The 17,816-nt window shown below is 56.1% G+C and carries 15 protein-coding genes; 4 read left to right on the top strand and 11 right to left on the bottom strand.

Annotated features, from left to right (window positions below; all coding sequences use genetic code 11):
* Positions 1-4: 4 nt before the first annotated feature.
* Positions 5-1,426, top strand: a complete 1,422-nt coding sequence (locus Q1A74_RS13150) for a DUF1552 domain-containing protein (RefSeq protein ID WP_299596817.1) — start codon at positions 5-7, stop codon at positions 1,424-1,426.
* A 66-nt stretch (positions 1,427-1,492) separates the two neighbouring features.
* Here Q1A74_RS13150 and Q1A74_RS13145 read toward each other — a convergent pair whose 3' ends face one another.
* From Q1A74_RS13145 to Q1A74_RS13130, 4 genes are all read right to left on the bottom strand, one after another.
* Positions 1,493-2,362: a DUF3014 domain-containing protein gene (locus Q1A74_RS13145; protein WP_299596814.1), complete on the bottom strand. Its 870-nt coding sequence runs from the start codon at positions 2,360-2,362 to the stop codon at positions 1,493-1,495.
* 179 nt (positions 2,363-2,541) lie between these two features.
* Positions 2,542-4,434: an alpha-amylase family glycosyl hydrolase gene (locus Q1A74_RS13140; protein ID WP_299596811.1), complete on the bottom strand. Its 1,893-nt coding sequence runs from the start codon at positions 4,432-4,434 to the stop codon at positions 2,542-2,544.
* Between the two features lie 58 nt (positions 4,435-4,492).
* Positions 4,493-6,964, bottom strand: a complete 2,472-nt coding sequence (locus tag Q1A74_RS13135; protein WP_299596808.1) for a TIM-barrel domain-containing protein — start codon at positions 6,962-6,964, stop codon at positions 4,493-4,495.
* A gap of 19 nt (positions 6,965-6,983) precedes the next feature.
* The gene (locus Q1A74_RS13130) at positions 6,984-8,876 is read right to left on the bottom strand and encodes a glycoside hydrolase family 13 protein (RefSeq protein WP_299596805.1); all 1,893 of its coding nucleotides are present in this window, start codon (positions 8,874-8,876) and stop codon (positions 6,984-6,986) included.
* 288 nt (positions 8,877-9,164) lie between these two features.
* On the opposite strand from Q1A74_RS13130, the gene Q1A74_RS13125 reads away from it, so the two are divergent.
* On the top strand, positions 9,165-12,005 hold the full coding sequence (locus Q1A74_RS13125; protein ID WP_299596802.1) for an alpha-amylase family glycosyl hydrolase: 2,841 nt from the start codon (positions 9,165-9,167) through the stop codon (positions 12,003-12,005).
* 246 nt (positions 12,006-12,251) lie between these two features.
* Positions 12,252-13,070: an alpha/beta hydrolase-fold protein gene (locus Q1A74_RS13120; RefSeq protein WP_299596799.1), complete on the top strand. Its 819-nt coding sequence runs from the start codon at positions 12,252-12,254 to the stop codon at positions 13,068-13,070.
* Positions 13,071-13,134: 64 nt separating this feature from the next.
* Here the strand turns inward: Q1A74_RS13120 and Q1A74_RS13115 are convergent, their stop codons facing one another.
* The 3 genes from Q1A74_RS13115 to Q1A74_RS13105 are packed head-to-tail and all read right to left on the bottom strand — an operon-like array spanning position 13,135 to position 14,225.
* Positions 13,135-13,539, bottom strand: coding sequence for an MAPEG family protein (locus Q1A74_RS13115; RefSeq protein ID WP_299596796.1), 405 nt, complete (start codon positions 13,537-13,539; stop codon positions 13,135-13,137).
* Positions 13,540-13,589: 50 nt separating this feature from the next.
* Positions 13,590-13,961 (bottom strand): VOC family protein, encoded by a 372-nt coding sequence (locus Q1A74_RS13110; RefSeq protein ID WP_299596793.1) that lies wholly within the window; start codon positions 13,959-13,961, stop codon positions 13,590-13,592.
* 15 nt (positions 13,962-13,976) lie between these two features.
* Entirely contained in the window at positions 13,977-14,225 is a 249-nt protein-coding gene (locus tag Q1A74_RS13105; RefSeq protein ID WP_367275397.1) for a DUF2986 domain-containing protein, read from the bottom strand.
* A 75-nt stretch (positions 14,226-14,300) separates the two neighbouring features.
* Between Q1A74_RS13105 and Q1A74_RS13100 the strand changes: the two genes are divergently transcribed.
* Positions 14,301-14,978: an MnmC family methyltransferase gene (locus Q1A74_RS13100; protein ID WP_299596790.1), complete on the top strand. Its 678-nt coding sequence runs from the start codon at positions 14,301-14,303 to the stop codon at positions 14,976-14,978.
* A 35-nt stretch (positions 14,979-15,013) separates the two neighbouring features.
* On the opposite strand, the gene Q1A74_RS13095 is transcribed toward Q1A74_RS13100, so the two are convergent.
* The 4 genes from Q1A74_RS13095 to Q1A74_RS13080 form a co-directional block, all read right to left on the bottom strand.
* Positions 15,014-15,463 (bottom strand): FAD-binding oxidoreductase, encoded by a 450-nt coding sequence (locus tag Q1A74_RS13095; protein ID WP_299596787.1) that lies wholly within the window; start codon positions 15,461-15,463, stop codon positions 15,014-15,016.
* Positions 15,460-15,999 carry a pyridoxamine 5'-phosphate oxidase family protein gene (locus Q1A74_RS13090; protein WP_299596784.1) on the bottom strand — a complete coding sequence of 180 codons (540 nt, stop codon included), beginning with the start codon at positions 15,997-15,999 and terminating at the stop codon, positions 15,460-15,462. Before Q1A74_RS13090 ends, Q1A74_RS13095 begins: the two co-directional genes overlap by 4 nt.
* A 175-nt stretch (positions 16,000-16,174) precedes the next feature.
* Positions 16,175-16,825, bottom strand: coding sequence for a peroxiredoxin-like family protein (locus tag Q1A74_RS13085; protein ID WP_299596779.1), 651 nt, complete (start codon positions 16,823-16,825; stop codon positions 16,175-16,177).
* Between the two features lie 344 nt (positions 16,826-17,169).
* Positions 17,170-17,670 (bottom strand): sulfotransferase domain-containing protein, encoded by a 501-nt coding sequence (locus Q1A74_RS13080; protein ID WP_299597001.1) that lies wholly within the window; start codon positions 17,668-17,670, stop codon positions 17,170-17,172.
* Positions 17,671-17,816 lie beyond the last annotated feature (146 nt).

Below are 17,816 nucleotides of genomic sequence, written 5' to 3'. Positions count from 1 at the left end.
AATAATGAAATTCTTCAATAAATTCGGTTTTACGTCGGTCAATGAATCCAGCAGTCGCTCGCGCAGAAAATTTCTGCGCAATCTTGCGCAGGCGGGGATGCTGTTACCGTTGGCAGGTGGCATGCTTGGCCAGCGTGTGTTCGCCCAGACCGGCGGCGCCCAGCGGGTACTATTCCTTTACTATCCCAATGGTGTCGTCCCCTATAACTGGCTGCCCAATCAGGGGCCGGGCAGCATCAGTGGCAGTCAGGAACTCAGTTTTGGTTTGGGGCCATTGTCGTCCTGGCACAATCGATTGATTGTGTTGCAAAACCTCACTCTTGATATCGGCGACGGCGCCGGTGCTCATTATAACGATATGCGTGGGATTCTTACCGGCAATAACCAGATCGGTTATGGCAGCGCAAGTGTCGACCACCTGATCGCCGAACAGCTGGGCAACGAAGGGGTACTGAGCCTCGGCGTACGCACCGGCAATCGTTCCGACATCATGATTTCCAAACCGCGCAATGTGGAGTCCGGTGCGCGCCCCATTCCGAATAACGACCCGGCGGACGCGGCGCAGAAATTGGCGGTGGGCATATCAGGTGGAGGGACCGGTGGTGCTGATCCGGACAAGCAGGCCTATTACGAGGCCATTCTCAACGACTTCGACAGTCTCGCCGATGTCACACTGGAAAATGCCCAGCGCGATAAGCTCAGTCTGCATGAAAATGCACTGAAGCGACTGCGGGATCTGGCCGGCAATCAGGTGGGCGAGTGCAGTTTCAATACCAGCGTAATGAGTGATCCATACTACGCATCTTCCAGCCCTCTATCGCCCACCGAATGGCAAATGTTCCCGCACCTGGCCCGCGCCCAGGTGGACAATATCGTCGGTGCTTTCTCCTGTGGTCTGAATCGCGTCGCCACCCTGCAGCTTTCGAAAGGCGATGAGAATGGGAACCTGGTGAACTATTCCTATGATGAGTGCTGGCAGATGGCCCAGGACGCCATCAGTCAGGGAATTCAGCACAGCAACGGCAGCGGCCCCGTGGGCGCCATGACCCGCTGGTATAACGAATTTGCCAGCCACAGTGCCTCCCACCGCCCCGGCGACGTCCCCCACACCGCCCAGGTGCGCTGGTACCACTCCCTCCTCGCCTACACCTTGCAGCAGCTCGAAAATAAAGGGTTGCTGGATGACACATTAGTAGTGATGTTCAGCGAAGTCGGCGACGGCTCCAAACACGGCGGCGCCGCCGGTGCCGTCACCCTCGCCGGAGGCGCCGGCGGCGCGCTGCAGATGGGGCGCATCATCAACTGTGGGGATGGCGCAAACAACGGCCAGCGCATCTACGGCACCCATCAATTGTTCGGGGATATAGCGCGGTATATGGGGGTAGATTCTTTGCCAGAGCGTCACTGGTCTGGAGGGGTCGTTTAGGGAATTGATTTCGTTTTCAGGTTAAAACAAAGCCCCGATTTCGGGGCTTTGTTTTTTTGAGAAGTTTTATTGCTCGGAAGGCATATTTTGCAGCGCGCTTTTCAGCTCCCGCAGCTTCTCTTTAACCCGTGCCGCATTGTCGGGGCCAAGGCGGATCATCAGTTTGTGCAGGCCGGGCATTTTTTCCAGCTTTTCATCTTCAAATTTGTAGTACACCGTCGGACGCACCAGTTTAATGGGGCCTTCGACTTCCGGGGCGGCGAGGGCCTGGTCTATGGCGGCGAGAACGGCGGCGTGGAAGTTTTTGTTCTTTAGCCCCAGTTCGCCATAGGCCTGTTTCAGGCGCGGATACCAGAACTGGTAGAGGTTGACGGCGGTGTCGGTATCCACCATCGCAAACAAACGTACGGGCTGGTCGTAACGCTGGTAGTTTTCCTGGGAGAGTACGTACACCTTCTGGCCATCGTCGCGGGTCTCGAGGTCTTTGACCACGATGCTGTCTTTCAGGTTGTTGAAGGGACGGTTTTTGTGCATCAGGTCGCCCTTGGTCGCGGTATTTACCGCGGCGACCCATTTCCGTACCACCTCGTCGGGGACGATCCACTTGGCCAGCGCACCGTCGGAAGAGAGGCTGATAATATCTTTGCGGGCCTCCTCATCGCTGTCGTTGAGGTCGGGTAGCTGACGCGGTGGATCTTCCGGCTCGGCGGGCTCGGGGGCGGGCGGGATCACGGGTTCGGAAGGTTCTTCCAGGTCGACATTGGATTGTGTTTCCGGCGCGGTTTCGGGCACCGGGGCGGGGACATCCGGCTTGGGAATATCCCGCACCGCAAACCAGTAGATGCCAAATGCCACGGCTGCTGTGACCAGCAGGGCAATCAGCCACTCCTTGATATAGCCACCCATCTGCATATCCTCCCGTTGATTCTCGCGCACCCGATTTCAAAACCAAGGTTGGCGCTTCAAAAGTCAGTGTAAACCACTGACTGCGAAGTCTAGGACAGTATCAGGTCGCGAAGGTTTCGCCTACAGGAGATGGGGGCTGGAGGTGAGAGCGGGAGATAGGAGCTGGTGGCCAGGAGGCAGAGCGGGGCGCCGAAGCGCCCCTTCAGAAATCAGGGGGTCACTTTAAGGATCTTGCCCGACAGGCCAGGCAGTGAGATCTCGATGATACCGGCCTTATTCTCATCAATGGTCATATCCGCGGTGCCCGGCTGTAGCTGGTTAGTAAGGGTGTACTTACCGGATTCCAGTTGCCATGCCTCGATCAGCTCGCTGGGCAGCTGCAGGGTGATTTGACGGTCATCGCCGGCGAAGTTAGTAACGACCAACAGGCGGTCGCCGCCTTCCCAGCGCGCGAAGCTGTACTGTTGCTCGCCGTAGTTTTCCCCGTGTGCACGGTTGTGACGGTGCAGATCCATAAATTTGCCGGTGAGCGCCGGGCTCTGGCGAGTGAAATTCAGCAACTTGCGATAGGCCTGGCGCAGGGATTGTTCGCTGTCGCTGAGTTTTTCGCTATTGAATTGGCCGCCGTTATTCCAGCGTCGGATGCTGGGCACAGACCAGTAGTCGAAGATGGTAGTGCGGCTGGCTTTGCCGAAGCCCGCGTCGCCGGCGCCAGGCTCACCTAGCTCCTGGCCGAAGTAGAGCAACGTCGGCGCACCACTGATGGTGGCGGAGACGATCATGGCGGGTATGCCTGCTTGCGCATTACCGGAAAATTCCGGGCTGGCAATGCGCTGCTCGTCATGGTTTTCCATAAAGCGCAACATGTGGGCTTCGATACCGCTGAGGCTCTGCTGAATCTCCACCAGCGGGTCGGTGCCGGACTTGCCTTCCATCACTGCGCGGATCGCATCGTAGGTGCCGACTTTGTCGTACAGGTAGTCCATTTTTCCGAGGTGGATATAGTCCCGGTAGAGGTCCGGCTGGTAGATTTCTGCCAGCAGCAGCGCGTCTGGCTTTTGCACTTTGATGGAGGAGTTCAGGTAGCTCCAGAACTCCACCGGTACCATGCCGGACATATCGTAGCGGAAGCCGTCCACCCCGAAGGCGAGCCAGTAGTCGGTGATCTCGCGGAATTTTTTCCAGCTGCTGGGCACGTCCTGTTGATCCCAGAAGGCCGCGTGTGCGCGGAAGTCTTTCTGTGCAAAGCCTGCGGGCAGTTGGGCAAAATCGTGGCTTCCATCCGGGCGCACGCCGAAATTGATTTTTACCGTCTCGTACCAGTCGCCCTGTTCCGGTTGCGGTGCGCGGCTGCCGTTGCCGGTCCACTTGGCCGGAACCTCGCTGAATGCGCCGTCGATCAGCGCGTGGGCTTCACCGTTCAGGGGCTGGTAGCCATCCTCTGCGACCGGCACCTGGAAGGGCTCGCCGGGGACGTAGTAGAAGTTATTGTCGCGGGCATAGGCCACGCCGGTATCGTCGTCCGCGCCGAAATCACGCACGCCCTCGGGCTTGGCCAGCGAGTGGTAGTCGCGCGCGACATGATTGGGGACGATGTCGATCAGGACCTTGAGGCCGGCATCATGGGAGCGCGCGATTAATGCCTGGAATTCTTGCAGGCGTTTGGCAGGATCGTCCGCGAGATCCGGGTTCACGCTGTAGTAGTCCTTCACCGCGTAGGGTGAACCGGCGCGGCCTTTGATGATGTCGGGGTCGTCGTTAGTGATGCCGAAAGCGGTGTAATCGCGCACCACCGCGTGGTGCAGGGAGCCGGTGTACCAGATGTAATCGGCACCCAGCGCGCGGATTTCTTCCAGCGCCTTGGGAGTGAAATCGCTGAACTTGCCCACGCCGTTTTCTTCGATGGTGCCCCAGGGTTTGTTGGTGGGGTTGGTGTTGCCGAAGAGCCGCGGGAGCACCTGGTAGATGACCGGCTTGCCGTTGCTGGCCGCGATAACCGTGTCGGGCTTGCTGCTATTCGCGGTTTCGGCTTCCTGGTTGCAGGCGGTAATCGTGAAGGCCGCAATGGACGATGCGATTACCAGGTTCAGTAATTTATTCATAGATTCAACGTCTGATCATGTTCGGAGGTTGGGCGTTGCCCAACCTACACGGTGGCTTTTAATGGGTGACGGTCAGGTTCTGATTTTTTTCCGCCCAGTCAAATTTCACATGCAGGGTTTTGGCGCGCTTGTCGTACCAGGCCGTATTCTCGGCGAGCTGCTTTTCACGCTTCACCAGGCTGATGGATTGATCACCGGCAGCAATGCCGGTGGGCGCCTGCTGCCAGTTGTGTAGTACCAGCTCAATGCGGCGGCTCTGCGGTGAATTGGTGTAGCCACCGCCTTCCCGGTCAAAATGGAACTGAATGCCACTCGCGCTGCGCTCGCCACTAAACAGCAGTTTTTTATACTGCCCTTTCGCAAACGCATCGGCGGTAACGCCATCGTCCTCGTAAACACTGCCGGACGACTGGGCGACGGATTCGTGGGCATAGTAGTCCAGACGCAATTCCGCGCTGGAATATTCGCGGGTGTTTTGCATGTCCTTTACCGTGGGGATAAACGCACCGGCGCGCACCAGCACCGGGATGGTTTCCAGATCTACATCGATGCGCGCGAGATCCCCCGCGTACTGGTTGTCATTCCAGTAATCGAACCAGACTCCGCCTGGCAGTTGCACCTCTACCTCATCGCCGGCTTCCATGACCGGAGCCACCAGGAAATCGTTGCCCCACAGGTAGGCACTTTTGTTGTCCATCAGCGCCAGGTCGTTTTCATTTTCAAAAAACAGTGGGCGCATCAGCGGCATACCGGTCTGGCTATTTTCAAATGCCAGGGTGTAGTTGTAGGGCAGCAGGCGGTAGCGGAGCTTGATGAACTCGCGGGTAATATCGCGGGTTTTGCGATCGTGGAACACGGGCTCCGGAGCGATGTGCCCCTGCGCGTGTGGACGGTACACCGGCTGGAAGGCGCCGTACTGCAGCCAGCGGATATAGGGCTCACGATCAAAGCTGTCTCCATCGGCAAAGCCACCCAGATCCGAATGGGTGTAGCCGAAACCGAGTAGTCCCATCTGCAGGGAGAGTTCCACTTGCGGCTGCAGGCCTTCCCAGCCTCGTGACACATCGCCGGTCCAGGGAATCATGCCGAAGCGCTGGGAGCCAGGGAAGCCCGCGCGCATCATGATAAAGGGGCGCGCATCCGGGCTGTCCGCCTTTTCGTTTTCAAACAGCATCTGTGCCCAGCGGTGGCCATAGGCGTTGTGAATCTCATCCGCCATGCCGATGGCGTGTACCGTATCTGACGGGTGTACTTCCGGCTCACCGAGATCGCCCCACCAGCCGGATACACCCTGGCTTTTCAGATCCTTGTAAATGTTCCAGAACCAGTCGCGGCCATCTTCGGAAAATACATCAATCAAACCGGTGTTGCCGAAATAGAAATCAAACTGCTTGGGTTTGCCGGCCAAATTTTTTGCCAGCGCATTGCCGGCAACGGCGCTATCCCAGCGCTCGGAAGTGGAAAGTACGAAGGGCTCGGTCACCAGAATGGTTTCGATCCCCTGTTCCTTAAGCTCTGCCATCATTTCTACCGGCTGCGGGAAGGCATTGGTATCCCACGCCAGGTTGCCCATATGGCCTTTGATGTCCGGGCCAAACCAGTACAGGTCGAGCACCAGCGCATCCAGTGGGAAGTCTTCCTCGCGGAAAGCCTTTACCGTTTCGCGCACCTGGTCCTCGGTGCGGTAGCCGAAGCGCGAGGCAAAATTGCCCAGCGCCCAGCGCGGTGGCATCGGCTGGCGGCCGGTAACGTCGACATAGTTTTCGATCAGTTTTGGATAGGATTCTCCGGCCACCACGATATAGGCACTGCGCCCGGCCACCGCTTCAAACTGCAAAACGTTTTCTTCACTGGCACCCAGGTCCATGGCGCCGGTGGCACTGTTGTCGAATAGCAGCACATATTTGTTGCTGCTCATCACCGCCGGCAGGCTGAAATACATCTGCTCGGATTCGGTGGAGTAGCCGTAGTGGGCTTTGTTGTACAGCGGCAGTCGGTGGCCGCGGCGGTTCATGCCCAGCACTCGCTGGCCACCGCCAATCAGTTTTTCATCGTCGGTGAGATTGAAGCGGAAACCACGCAGGGTCTGATTGGCGAAGAAACCGTGTTCTTCGTTTAGCAGCGGCTCGCCATTGCGCAGATATTCAATGGCAAAGGGCGATTTTTGAATCACAGCGGTCAAGTCGCCGAGTGCGTAGCGCAGCGCGCCCTGGGACACACTCAACTGTGCCTGTACATCACCACTCAATTGATCAATCCGCGCAAAGGAAGGCAGTTGTTTCATGCCTTCGCGTTGGTAGTGCACTTCGATAGCGCCGGAATTGAGCGGGGTCAGAGTTACCTGGCTGTCGCTGGTTTCGATAACCAATTTATCGTCCAGGAGTTGATGCCCCTGGTAACTGCGCACTGTTTCAGGGGCAGAGTTGGCGAGCGCCGGTTGTATTACGGCGGCCATCAGCGTGGGCAGCAGGGTAGCCAGCCCGAATTTCTTCAGCAGCCTTTTGGGCTTGAGAATGTTTACTTCTTTCATCGTCGCTTACTTTTGTTTTTTAGAATAACTCGGCAACCAGTACATCGCTGGGTGCGATTACCAGTTCGCTCAGTGAGTGGGGTTTTCTGTTGCTGATATCGATGGCTTTGGTTTTGTTTCCAAATATTTCCGCCAGGTGCGCCAGTGGTAACTCACGTGGTCGGTCGCTCTTGTTAATGGCCACCATCACAGTGTCTTGTTCGTCGTAGCGGAAATACACGTACAGACCATCGATGGGCGCAAAGTGCTTGAGTTTGCCGCTGTGGATCACGTTTTTATCTTTGCGCCAGTTGAACAGCGTGCGCACAAACTGCTGGGCCTTTTTCTGTTCCGCACTCAGTTTTTTGCCGGTAAAGGCATTGACCTTGTCACCAGCCCAGCCGCCGAGGAAGTCGCTGCGCACCACGCCGTCGTCCCGGTGCTTGGGGCTTTTCGCCAGGATTTCATCACCGTAATAGAACTGCGGGATACCGCGCATGGTGGCCAGATAGGCTACGGCCATGCGGAACTTACCCGAGTCTTCGTCCAGCTGGCTGAACAGGCGGCTGGTGTCGTGGTTGCCACCGAAAATGACGAGATTTTCCGGATCCGGATATAGCACATCGTTGGCCAGCGCCTCGTACAGGGTGACGAGGCCCGTGCTCCAGCTCTCCGGTTTTTCCAGCCCGTCGCGCAGGCCGTAGTGCAGGGGGAAGTCCATCATGCTCGGCAGATGTGAGACGTACCCGTTGCGGTTGTTGTTGCCCGCCTGCCAGTAGGCCACCAGTGCCGCCTGCCGGGTCCACTCCTCGCCGACAATGTTGAAATTGGGGTATTCGCGCATCATGCGCGCGGACCAGCGAGTGAGAAAATCCGCATCGGAATAGGCATAGGTGTCCACGCGAATACCGGACAGGTCCGCGTATTCCACCCACCAGATGGCGTTCTGAATCAGGTAGTTGGCTATGCGCGGGTTGCGCTGGTTGGGATCGGGCATGGAGTCCACAAACCAGCCGTCAGTAAACAGTTGGTGGTCTTTGTGGCTGGCGTAGGGGTCCATATGCACGGTGCGCGCGTGATTGGTGTATTCGTACTCGCCTGTCTCAATCCCTTTGCCGTTGAGCCAGTCGCTGCTCGGCAGGTCCTGCATCCACCAGTGCCCGCTGCCGATATGGTTTGGCACCATATCCTGAATGACGCCGATGCCTTTTTCCTTCGCCGCAGCGACAAACGCGCGGAAGCTTTCGTTGCTGCCGTAGCGCGGGTCGATGCGGTAGTAATCGGTGGCGGAGTAGCCGTGGTAGGAATATTCCGGTTGGTTGTTTTCGATCAGCGGGTTGGGCCAGATTTGGGTGAAACCCATCCCAGCGATGTAATCGAGGTGGGCCTGCATTCCGGCGATATCCCCCCCGTGGCGGCCACCGGGATTGTTTCTGTCCGGGCCTTCCTGTGTGTCGGCGGTGCGGTCATTGGCCGGGTCGCCATTGGCGAAGCGGTCCGGGGTGATCAGGTAGATGGCGTCGCTGCTGTCGAAGCCCTGGCGTTCGGCGGAGCCGGCGCGGCGCTGTTTCAGTGAGTATTCAACGGTGAACGTCGTGTCGTCGGCCCGGGTGAACCGGATGGGCAGGGTGCCGGGCTCGGCGTCGTCGCTGATTGTGAGATTGATAAACAGATAGTTGGTGTTCTGCTCGCGCTCGGTACCGCTCAGGGTCACCCCTGGGTAGTCCAGGCTGACCGTCGCGTCTGCAATATCGTCCCCGTGCAGCATTAGCTGCAGATTGGGCTCCGCCATCTGGGTCCACCAGAAGGGCGGCTCCACGCGATCGACGGCTGGCTGCTCTGCGGCGCTACAGCCCATTGTGAGTGCCATCAGGGCTGAGAACAGCAGTCCCGACATGGGGACTGGGGGGCGGCGGGGTGTATCCATCATCATCGCGGTCACCTGTTAATGGCTTGGGCGCTTCATCCAGTCGGACTGTTCGCACTTTTTTTCACCATTGTGCCCGCACTTTCGCTCCCTGTTATCCCCCTCCCTGCGGGGGGAGTTTTGCTTGCCGACCTCCGTTCCGGCCTGTCGTGCTATTCCTCCACGCCCCATGCAGGGAGGAGGTATCGACTGGTCAGTTCGCCAACATGTAGAGGAGCCCTTATCAGCGCGGAACTGCAGTCAAAAATTCGCCGGGTGCGTGATCAATAAAAATAATCAACCGAGATGATGAACATGAACAAGAGCTACCTGGCCCTGGCGGCGCTGCTGCTGGGTGCGAGTTCCATGGCGCAGGCGGAATGGTTCCTGCGAGGTACCCACAACAACTGGCAAGCGGATCAGATGACCGATGTCGGCAGCAACACCATGGTCGCCGAAGACGTGGTGTTCACTGCCGCGGGCCAGTTCAAGATCGACCGCTGGGGTGACTGGAACGAAAACTACGGTGCCAACCAGCAGCAGAATGGCCCGGACATCACCGTAGCCGCCGGCACCTGGGATATCGAGTTCTATACCGACACCAAGGACTACAGCATCCAGCCCGCCGGCGCGCCCGACGCGGACAACGACGGCGTGCCCGACAGTCAGGATCAGTGCGCCAATACCCCCGCCGGCACCCAGGTCGATGCCAACGGCTGCGCAGTCGTGGTCACCCTGCAGTTGCACATGCGCGGCACCCACAATGGCTGGGTAGCCGGTGATCTGCTGAGCGATATTGGTGGCGGCCTCTACAGTGCCTGCCGCAACTTCGCCGGCGGCGATGGTGGCGGTGGCCCGCGTTTTAAAATTGACCCGAACGGCGGCTGGGGTGGCGACGAATTTCCCGCAGCAGACGCAACCGCAAGCGGCTGGACGGAAGTGGTGGTCAACGGCAACAGCCTGAGCATTGTCAGCGTGACCACCCATATGGCCGTCAACTGCGGAAGCGGCGGGTCCGATTCCGACGGCGATGGTGTGCTCGACAGCGCCGATCAATGTCCGAATACCCCCACCGGTACGCAAGTGGACGCGAACGGCTGCGCAGTGGTTGTCGATACCGACGGCGACGGCGTGCCGGACTCCACCGATCAGTGCCCCAATACCCCCGCCGGTGCAACCGTAGAAGCCAATGGCTGTGAAGTTGTACCGAGCCTCGCCCTGCACCTGCGCGGCACCCACAACGGCTGGGTTGCCGGAGATCTGCTGGCCCGCGTTGCCGGCACCGGCAATTACGAAGCCTGCCGTAACTTCGCTGCCGGTGACGGCAACGGCGGCCCGCGCTTCAAGGTCGACCCCGATGGCGGCTGGGGCGGCGATCAATTCCCCGCGGAAGACGTCGCAGCCAGCGGCTGGACCAAAGTCGTCGTCGACGGTGACAACAGCGTAGTGCTGAGCGTGACCACCAACCTCGGCGAAAACTGCGGTACAGCGCCCCAAGACAGCGATGGCGACGGCGTGCCCGATGGCACCGACCAGTGCCCGAACACCCCGGCGGGTGCCAGCGTGGATGCCAATGGCTGTGAAGTCGTTGCGCCGCCGCTGAGTGATTTCCGCAACCGCAGCATGTACTTCGTATTTGTGGACCGCTTCCACAATGGCGACACCAGCAACGATGGCGGTAACAACCCCGCCGGCACTTCCGCCAGCAAACAGGCCGGCGGCCTGTCCGAGTGGAAGAAGTACTGGGGTGGTGACATTCAGGGGCTGATCGACAAGCTGGATTACCTGGAAAACCTTGGTATTACGGCCATCTGGGTTACGCCGCTGAATGACAACATCGACGCTACTGGTAACGATGGTGCTTACCACGGTTACTGGGGCCGCGACTTCTACGAAGTGGACGAGCACATGGGTGACTGGGCGCTGGTAGATCAGCTGGACGCCGAGATGGAAGCCCGTGGTATGAAGCTGGTGCTGGATATCGCCCTGAACCACTCCAACCAGGACGACCAGTATGAGTTCGGCGCACTCTACAAAGAGGGCGCCTTCATCACCGACGTGAATCAGGACAACGGCACCTGGTATCACCACAACGGCGCCATCGCCGATTGTGGCGACAGTAATCCATCCACCACCTGTGGTACCGAGTGGGACGACCCCTGGTCCTACACCAACAAAACGCTGTTCAACCTCACCGATTTCAACCACGGGGTAAACAGTAACAGCGCCGCCGACCAGTACCTGATCGATGCCGCGGTCAAATGGATGCAGCACGGTGTAGATGCTTTCCGTATCGACGCCATCAAGCACATCGAGCCGAGCTTTATCAAACGCTTCAACGATGCAGTGCGTGCGGTTGACCCGGATGTGTACATCTTCGGTGAATGGTACGGCGCAGGGGCCGACGACCCAGTATCCATGGCATTCTTGAATTCTGACAACGGTAAATCTGAGTTGTTGGACTTCAATCTGCGCGACAAAATCGAAGCAACGATCGCCGGTGACACCACCATGACCGAACTCAATACCCATATTGAGTCTCGTCCTGGCGCGATGGGTGGCAACGGACGCGAAAGCTGGCAGCCCATCTTCCTCGACAACCACGACGCTACCCGTACCAGCGTGTTCCTGCAGACCTCCGGTGCTGTGGACAACGGCCGTACCGGCAAAGGCTTCAACAAGGCACTGGCGGATGCGCGTCAGAACCTGGGTATGGCGCTAGTGATGACCCTGCCGGGTATCCCGACCATTTACTACGGCAGTGAGCAGAACTCCACCTGGTTCGACGCCAACGGTGACGGCCAGATCGGTCACGACCCGTACAATCGTGAAGCCATGCCGTCGTTCAGTGAAACCAGCGATGCGTTCCTGATGATCAAGGCACTGGCAGATCTGCGTGCACAGAGCCCGGCCCTGGCCTCCGGTAGCTACAACCAGCGCTGGGTCAACCAGGATGTACTGGTATTCGAGCGCGTGCAGGGCAGTGACGTGGTGATGGTTGCGGTAAACCGCGGTGGCAATACCGCAATCAATGTGAGCAGCCTGGCGTTGGCAGACGGACAGTACAGCAGCCTGGTGGGCGGTGATTCAGTGACCGTGAGCGGGGGTTCCGCGATTTTGAACCTGGATGCCAATGAAGTGATTGTGCTGCACTAATCCGAATGGTTTAAGCGCAGAAAAAACGCTATATCCCTCTTAGGGCTCGGGACTTCCCCGGGCCCTTTTTTGATTTTGTGTATCTAGACTGGAAGGAAAATTTTGCTCATCATGGTCAAGCATTTCGCGAATTGAATTACGTTTGAGAGAAATCTATTGATGGGGCGGATATTAACGGTATTAGTGGCAATTTGCCTAAGCATCTATGTGGTCGGCTGTAATCCTCACGAGACCGACGAGGTAGTTATGACGGACGAAATTCATACCCCGCTGGACTACCTTCCGGCCTTGAAAGGCGATTATTTCAGGCTCGACTCACGACATGTCGGGCGCCCCTACCATATCTATGTGCGATTCCCGGAAAAATATGAACAGTCCGCGGAAAAGCAGTACCCGGTAATCTATCTACTGGACGGCGATTCACTATTCCCGATCCTCGCTGCCAACCATATTTTTCTTCACTATGACGACAAGATTCCCGAGGCGATTGTGGTCGGTATCGCTTATGGTGGGTTTGACCCCTCGGTTAACTGGCGCGATGCGGATTTTTCTACGGAAACTACTCGGTGGAATCGCAGCGGTGGAGCAGAGAATTTCCACCAGTTTCTGCAACAGGAACTCCTGCCAACAGTAGAAGAGAGATACCGAACCGACCCAACCAGACGAGTTCTCTATGGCCAGAGTCGCGGTGGTTTCATGGTGCTCTATTCTGCTTTCAATCACCCGGATTTGTTCTGGGGACGAATTTCGGGTAACCCAAGCCTACACCCCAATAAAGAGCAATTTTTCGCAGAGCCTGCAAAAGCCGAACGTGATGACCTGATGCTGATTGTTTCCAGCGCTACGGAAGACCGTTATCGGGAAAATCGTGAGCTGGCGCGCGAGTGGCATGAGCACTGGGCGGACCGCCCGGGAGCTCCCTGGAGTATTCGTTTTAATTCTATTGAAGGGGGCACTCACGCCGCGAGTAGCCCTGAAATATATCGCTATGCCATGAGACAGTTGTTTCAGCGGGAGATTGAAATGGCTAGGCGAGCGTCAATGGCCGCCACCGATGTACATTGACATGATCATCCGACCATTGCCAAGCCTTGAGCCGTATCCGCTTGATGTGCGAACGGGTAGGGCGCTATGCAATATTGTGTGAGTTGAGCGCCAGTACCGACCAAAGACCAAGCACCGCCAGAAAGTTGATAGTGAAGACAATTCCTCGAAGCCGGACGTTCGTTGTCAAAATCTGAATGGTACTGTGTAGAAAACGGCCGCCGATAAATACCCACGCAAGAAAGAGAGTGATACTTTCTGGCTCTCGAAAAAGCAGTATCAGGCAGGCGACGTAGAAAAGCAGCGGCCACTCAAATTGATTGGAAAGGTTCCGGCTGATGCGGGGTTCAATATCAGCCCAGGGATTGCTGCCATCAGGACGATTACCGATTCCCCATATGGATGGGGCCCGTGCAATGGTCAAGATCACGTACAGAAAAGCAGTGAATACTACATGCGTGAACATCGGGTAGATTAAAGGATGAGACATTCGGTTTTATCTTTATTTTCTATCGCGGCCGCGCTGGAGGCGAAAATCGATTACCGGTGCTGATCGATCAAGATAGGGTTGCCATCTGGATCTTCAATAACGATGCTGCCGGGACCCGCCGGGCTTGTGGCATTGTCACTAACGATATTGATGCCGCGCTCCACCAGTTCATCACGCAGCGCTCTTACGTCGGTGAATGTATCGGTGTTCTGCGCGGACTGATCCCAGCCGGGGTTGAAGGTGAGCATATTCTTGTCAAACATGCCCTGAAACAGCCCGATAATATGCTCGCCGTTTTTCAGGATCGTCCAACCCTGCCCGCAGTCACCTCCCAGTGACTCGAAGCCCAGAGATTCATAGAACTTCTTCGACGCCTCGATATCTTTCACGGTAAGGCTGATTGAAAATGCGCCTAAATTCATAAAGTGCTCCTGTCCTTAGGTTGTTGGCAGATTCCGGTTTTCGTCCTGAGATTGCTCCGTGGTCTGATCCTGTTTGGCGCGCTCCGCTTTGGAAATATAGCGGGGCTTGCTCTTTGGGTTGAGCTTTTCGTTTGCTTTTTTGGCTCTCTTCTTCAGGATCTGATTAACCTTCTTGCGGCGATTCATAGGTGTCTCGTACAGGGTAAACACTGGAGTTTCATTCGACTCCGATCGCTGGGTCGATGGGAGGGTTGGGGTCATCATAGCGTCACCAGCGCCCTAGACCAACGTGTGCTAAAGTGCCGGCCCATTCCTACCCAGCCACAGCGGGGCCATTATATGAAACCCTGGATTGAACTCGGCACCGCCCAGATTCCCAATAATGGCGGCATTCTCACCCTGCGCCAGCGCGACCGGGAGTTCTCCATTTCCCTGTCCGGCCCCCGTGGTGAGCTGATGAACAGCCGCCGGTTTAATAGCGAGCAACAGCTATCGGTACTCGGTTGCGCTCACCTGAAGACTCAACAAAATGCCCGTATTGTCGTCGGTGGCATGGGGATGGGTTACACCCTGGCCGCCGCACTGGAGGCTGTACCATCCAGCGCGGAAGTGATCGTTGCAGATCTGATCCCCGAGGTGGTGGAGTGGAACCGGGGGCCCCTTGGTGACTGCGCGGGGCGGCCGCTGGATGATAGCCGGGTGGCGGTGCATATTGGCGATGTGGCCGAGCTGCTGGTTCAGCGCGACGGTGAATACGACGCAGTGTTACTGGACGTGGATAACGGCCCGGAGGGGCTGACACACAGCGATAACAACTGGCTGTATTCTATTGAGGGTACCAGCAGTATTTACCGGAGCCTGTCGCGGGGCGGGATGCTGGCGGTATGGTCGGCGTCGCCGGATACCGTGTACGTCAGCCGTTTGAAGAAGGCCGGATTTCAGGTGGAAGCCAAAACCGTGCGCGAGCGCCCCGGTAAAGGAGCGAGGCACACCATATTTCTGGCTCGGAAGCGCTGATTGCGGCGATTCGCTTCCCTCTGACCCACTTGAACTTATTTATCGGATACTTCGTTTGATTTGTTTATGCTGGCGGCTTCGCGACGCTTGATCGCTGCTTTTTCCTCGGGGGAAAGCGCCTTGTATCCTCGCCACATGGGCCAACCGTAGCCCCAGCGAAAGTCCGTGGGCAGGTAGGGGGTTCCGCCAATTCGAACCCCTGCAAGCATAAGCAGGGCGATTTGTTCTTCGCCGGTCGTTTCCACGCAAGCTTTCAGGGCATCATCCGCCGCTTCTCGTTCTGCCATAGCGCCGCCTTTCCAGTAGGCATAATCATGTGCCTGACAGCACTCCAGCCACAGCTTGCTCTGCTCTATCGTTCCATCCGGAAAGGCGCTGCAGCCGTCCGAGGTGAACGGCTTAATTTCCGTTGAAGCAGAGTGAGCACTGCTCAAAAGGAGTGAACTGAATACGAGCTTGGTGGTAAAACGGGCGGGCGAGATCATCGGATACCTGTGTCTTTTCCGTCCAAGCTTTTGGTGTTTTTCTTCTGCCAGTAGGCTTCTATACCAGCGTCTCCAGTATTTTCTGCCCACTTGGCCAGCGTCGGGCGGTCGCTCACAAATTCGAAATAAGGGACCGCAAAGCCGCAAGAGGTTTGCACCATCGCCAGGTCAACGACGAAAATCTGCCTGGCGCCGGGTTGCGTGGGGAAAAGCTCGGAGTAATCCTGCCATTCCGCATCGCGCTTGTGGTACACACGCGCATTACCATAGAGGCGCAAAATCAGCGGTTGCTTGCCAAAAGAGCAGAACATGATGGTCATACGCCCGTTCTCCAGAACATGCGCTGCCGATTCGTTGCCGCTGCCGGTGAGGTTTAGCCAGGCAATCTGTTTCGAGTTGATAATTCGAAAGGAATCCATCCCCTTGGGAGAGTTGTTCACATAGCCCTCCGCCCCGGCGGTGGCGACGAAGTAGATATGTTGCTGCTTGATGAATTCGATATGAGCGCCTTCAAGCTCGGGGAATTGTGTTGCCATTGTGCCCTCCGTGGCTGACGAGATTCACTGTGCAATGACTATGCTGCTTGTTTTGCAGAATACCCTATGCGTCCTGGTTAGATTAAGCCGCAGTTAGTGTCCGTTCGACAACTTATTTTTTCTCCATCGTCGCATTCAGATCTTCCTGGGTGTGACGATGGAGAATGTACCTGAGTTAGGAAAGTTTTTGCAGGGCCTCAACAATATCGGCAGGCTCTGAACGGGTTCTGTAATCAACATCGACATGGCGCCATGTGACAACGCCGTTTCGATCCAATACAAATGTAGCGGGAATCGCCAACACGCTACCGTTGCCATTGTTGATCGTTTCGAGATCAAGATTGCGGTCTACCCGCATATGCTCGATAAGGAACTCCGGTACTTCCCATGCGAGTCCATATTGTGAAGCTGTTTTTGCGTCCTGATCGGACAAAACGGCGAAATCCATTTTACTAATTTCATCTGGTGTCATTGTGCCGTCAGGTACCTGTGGGCTAATAGCAACCAGGGAGGCGCCGAGTGACCGAATATCTTGCAGGTATTCCTGCAGAGCGTTGAGCTGCAAGTTGCAGTATGGGCACCAGCTACCACGGTAAAATACGAGAACGAGAGGGCCGTTTTCTAGTAGTGAGCCTAATGATGTCGGCTTTCCTTCGGAATCTGGAAGCTCGAAGTCAGGCGCCTCCTGACCAACCTTAATGGCATCACTGCCCTGCTGTAGGGATTTTGCCTGCTCAATGATGCTATCGACACCTTTCATGAAATCGGGATTAGCCTGTCTTCCCGCTGCAATCTTAGCGTCGGTTTGTTGTTTCAAGCTTTTCATATCTTGTCTCCGGTGGACTGCAGAATTAAGTACTATTGATTAGCTGATACCCAGATGGAATGGCTGCCGAAAAGACTAGATTATAGTTTATGACTGAGCATTTCTTAGGTTCTCCCATGCACCCGGAATCGGGGAACTTAACCGATATAAGTGGGTAGAGGAAAGGCTTTCGGACAAATATTGTTTGGTAAGTTCTTTGTATCCAGAGGGGCTAGGGGGGGATCAATCACCGGTCGGACCTATGTGCCGCGACTTTCTGGCGCACCATACTTGAGAGTTCCCTGAGGCATATACTGCATGTCTTTCGCTTGCACCGGGTCAACTTTATTTTTCATCACCCTGAGTTAATACATTTTTCCAGCGCCCGTTTTTCCCTTTATGGAAGAAGGTGTCTGTCCCATTTCAAAAAATCCGATACCGCCGGGAAATAACTTATCAATATTCTTTTTGGTGGTATCAAAGGATATGTGGTTGGCTAGCGCTTTGATTTCGCTGTCATGTATCTCCACTTTGATAAAGTTCGCTACCCTCTTTATTTCGAGTTCGCTATTGTTCAATAAATTATTGTAATGAATGAGTAGTACATTATCGGGATTCCTCACGTCAAACCAAGATTGCACACGCCTTAAATTTGACCAGAAAGGATAACCCTCACGCTCCCACTCAAAATACCCTCTGGTTAACCATGTTCTCCAAAATTCGTGAATATTTTTAGGGCAGGGTGGTATCGGGCGGATGTTTGGTGGAGGGTCTCCATTAACTAAATCAATATTCATGTTTTCATAGTTGTTCCATAAGGGTATGAATACATCTCTAGAGTAGCGGTCAACTACAATATGCTGGATGTTTTTATCAAATTTTATTGCGTCTAATTCTGCTCACTTAACCATGCAGGAGTCGTATATATTTAGCCATTGCGAATAATTTATGGGTGGGTTTTGTTCGGCTGTACAGTGACTCACTGCTTCTGGACATGTGTCTTCGCAAAATT

The sequence above is a fragment of the uncultured Microbulbifer sp. genome (assembly GCF_947504145.1).
GTDB lineage: Bacteria > Pseudomonadota > Gammaproteobacteria > Pseudomonadales > Cellvibrionaceae > Microbulbifer.
Note: the sequence above shows the minus strand (reverse complement) of the source record. Positions and strands in the feature narration are given on the sequence as shown.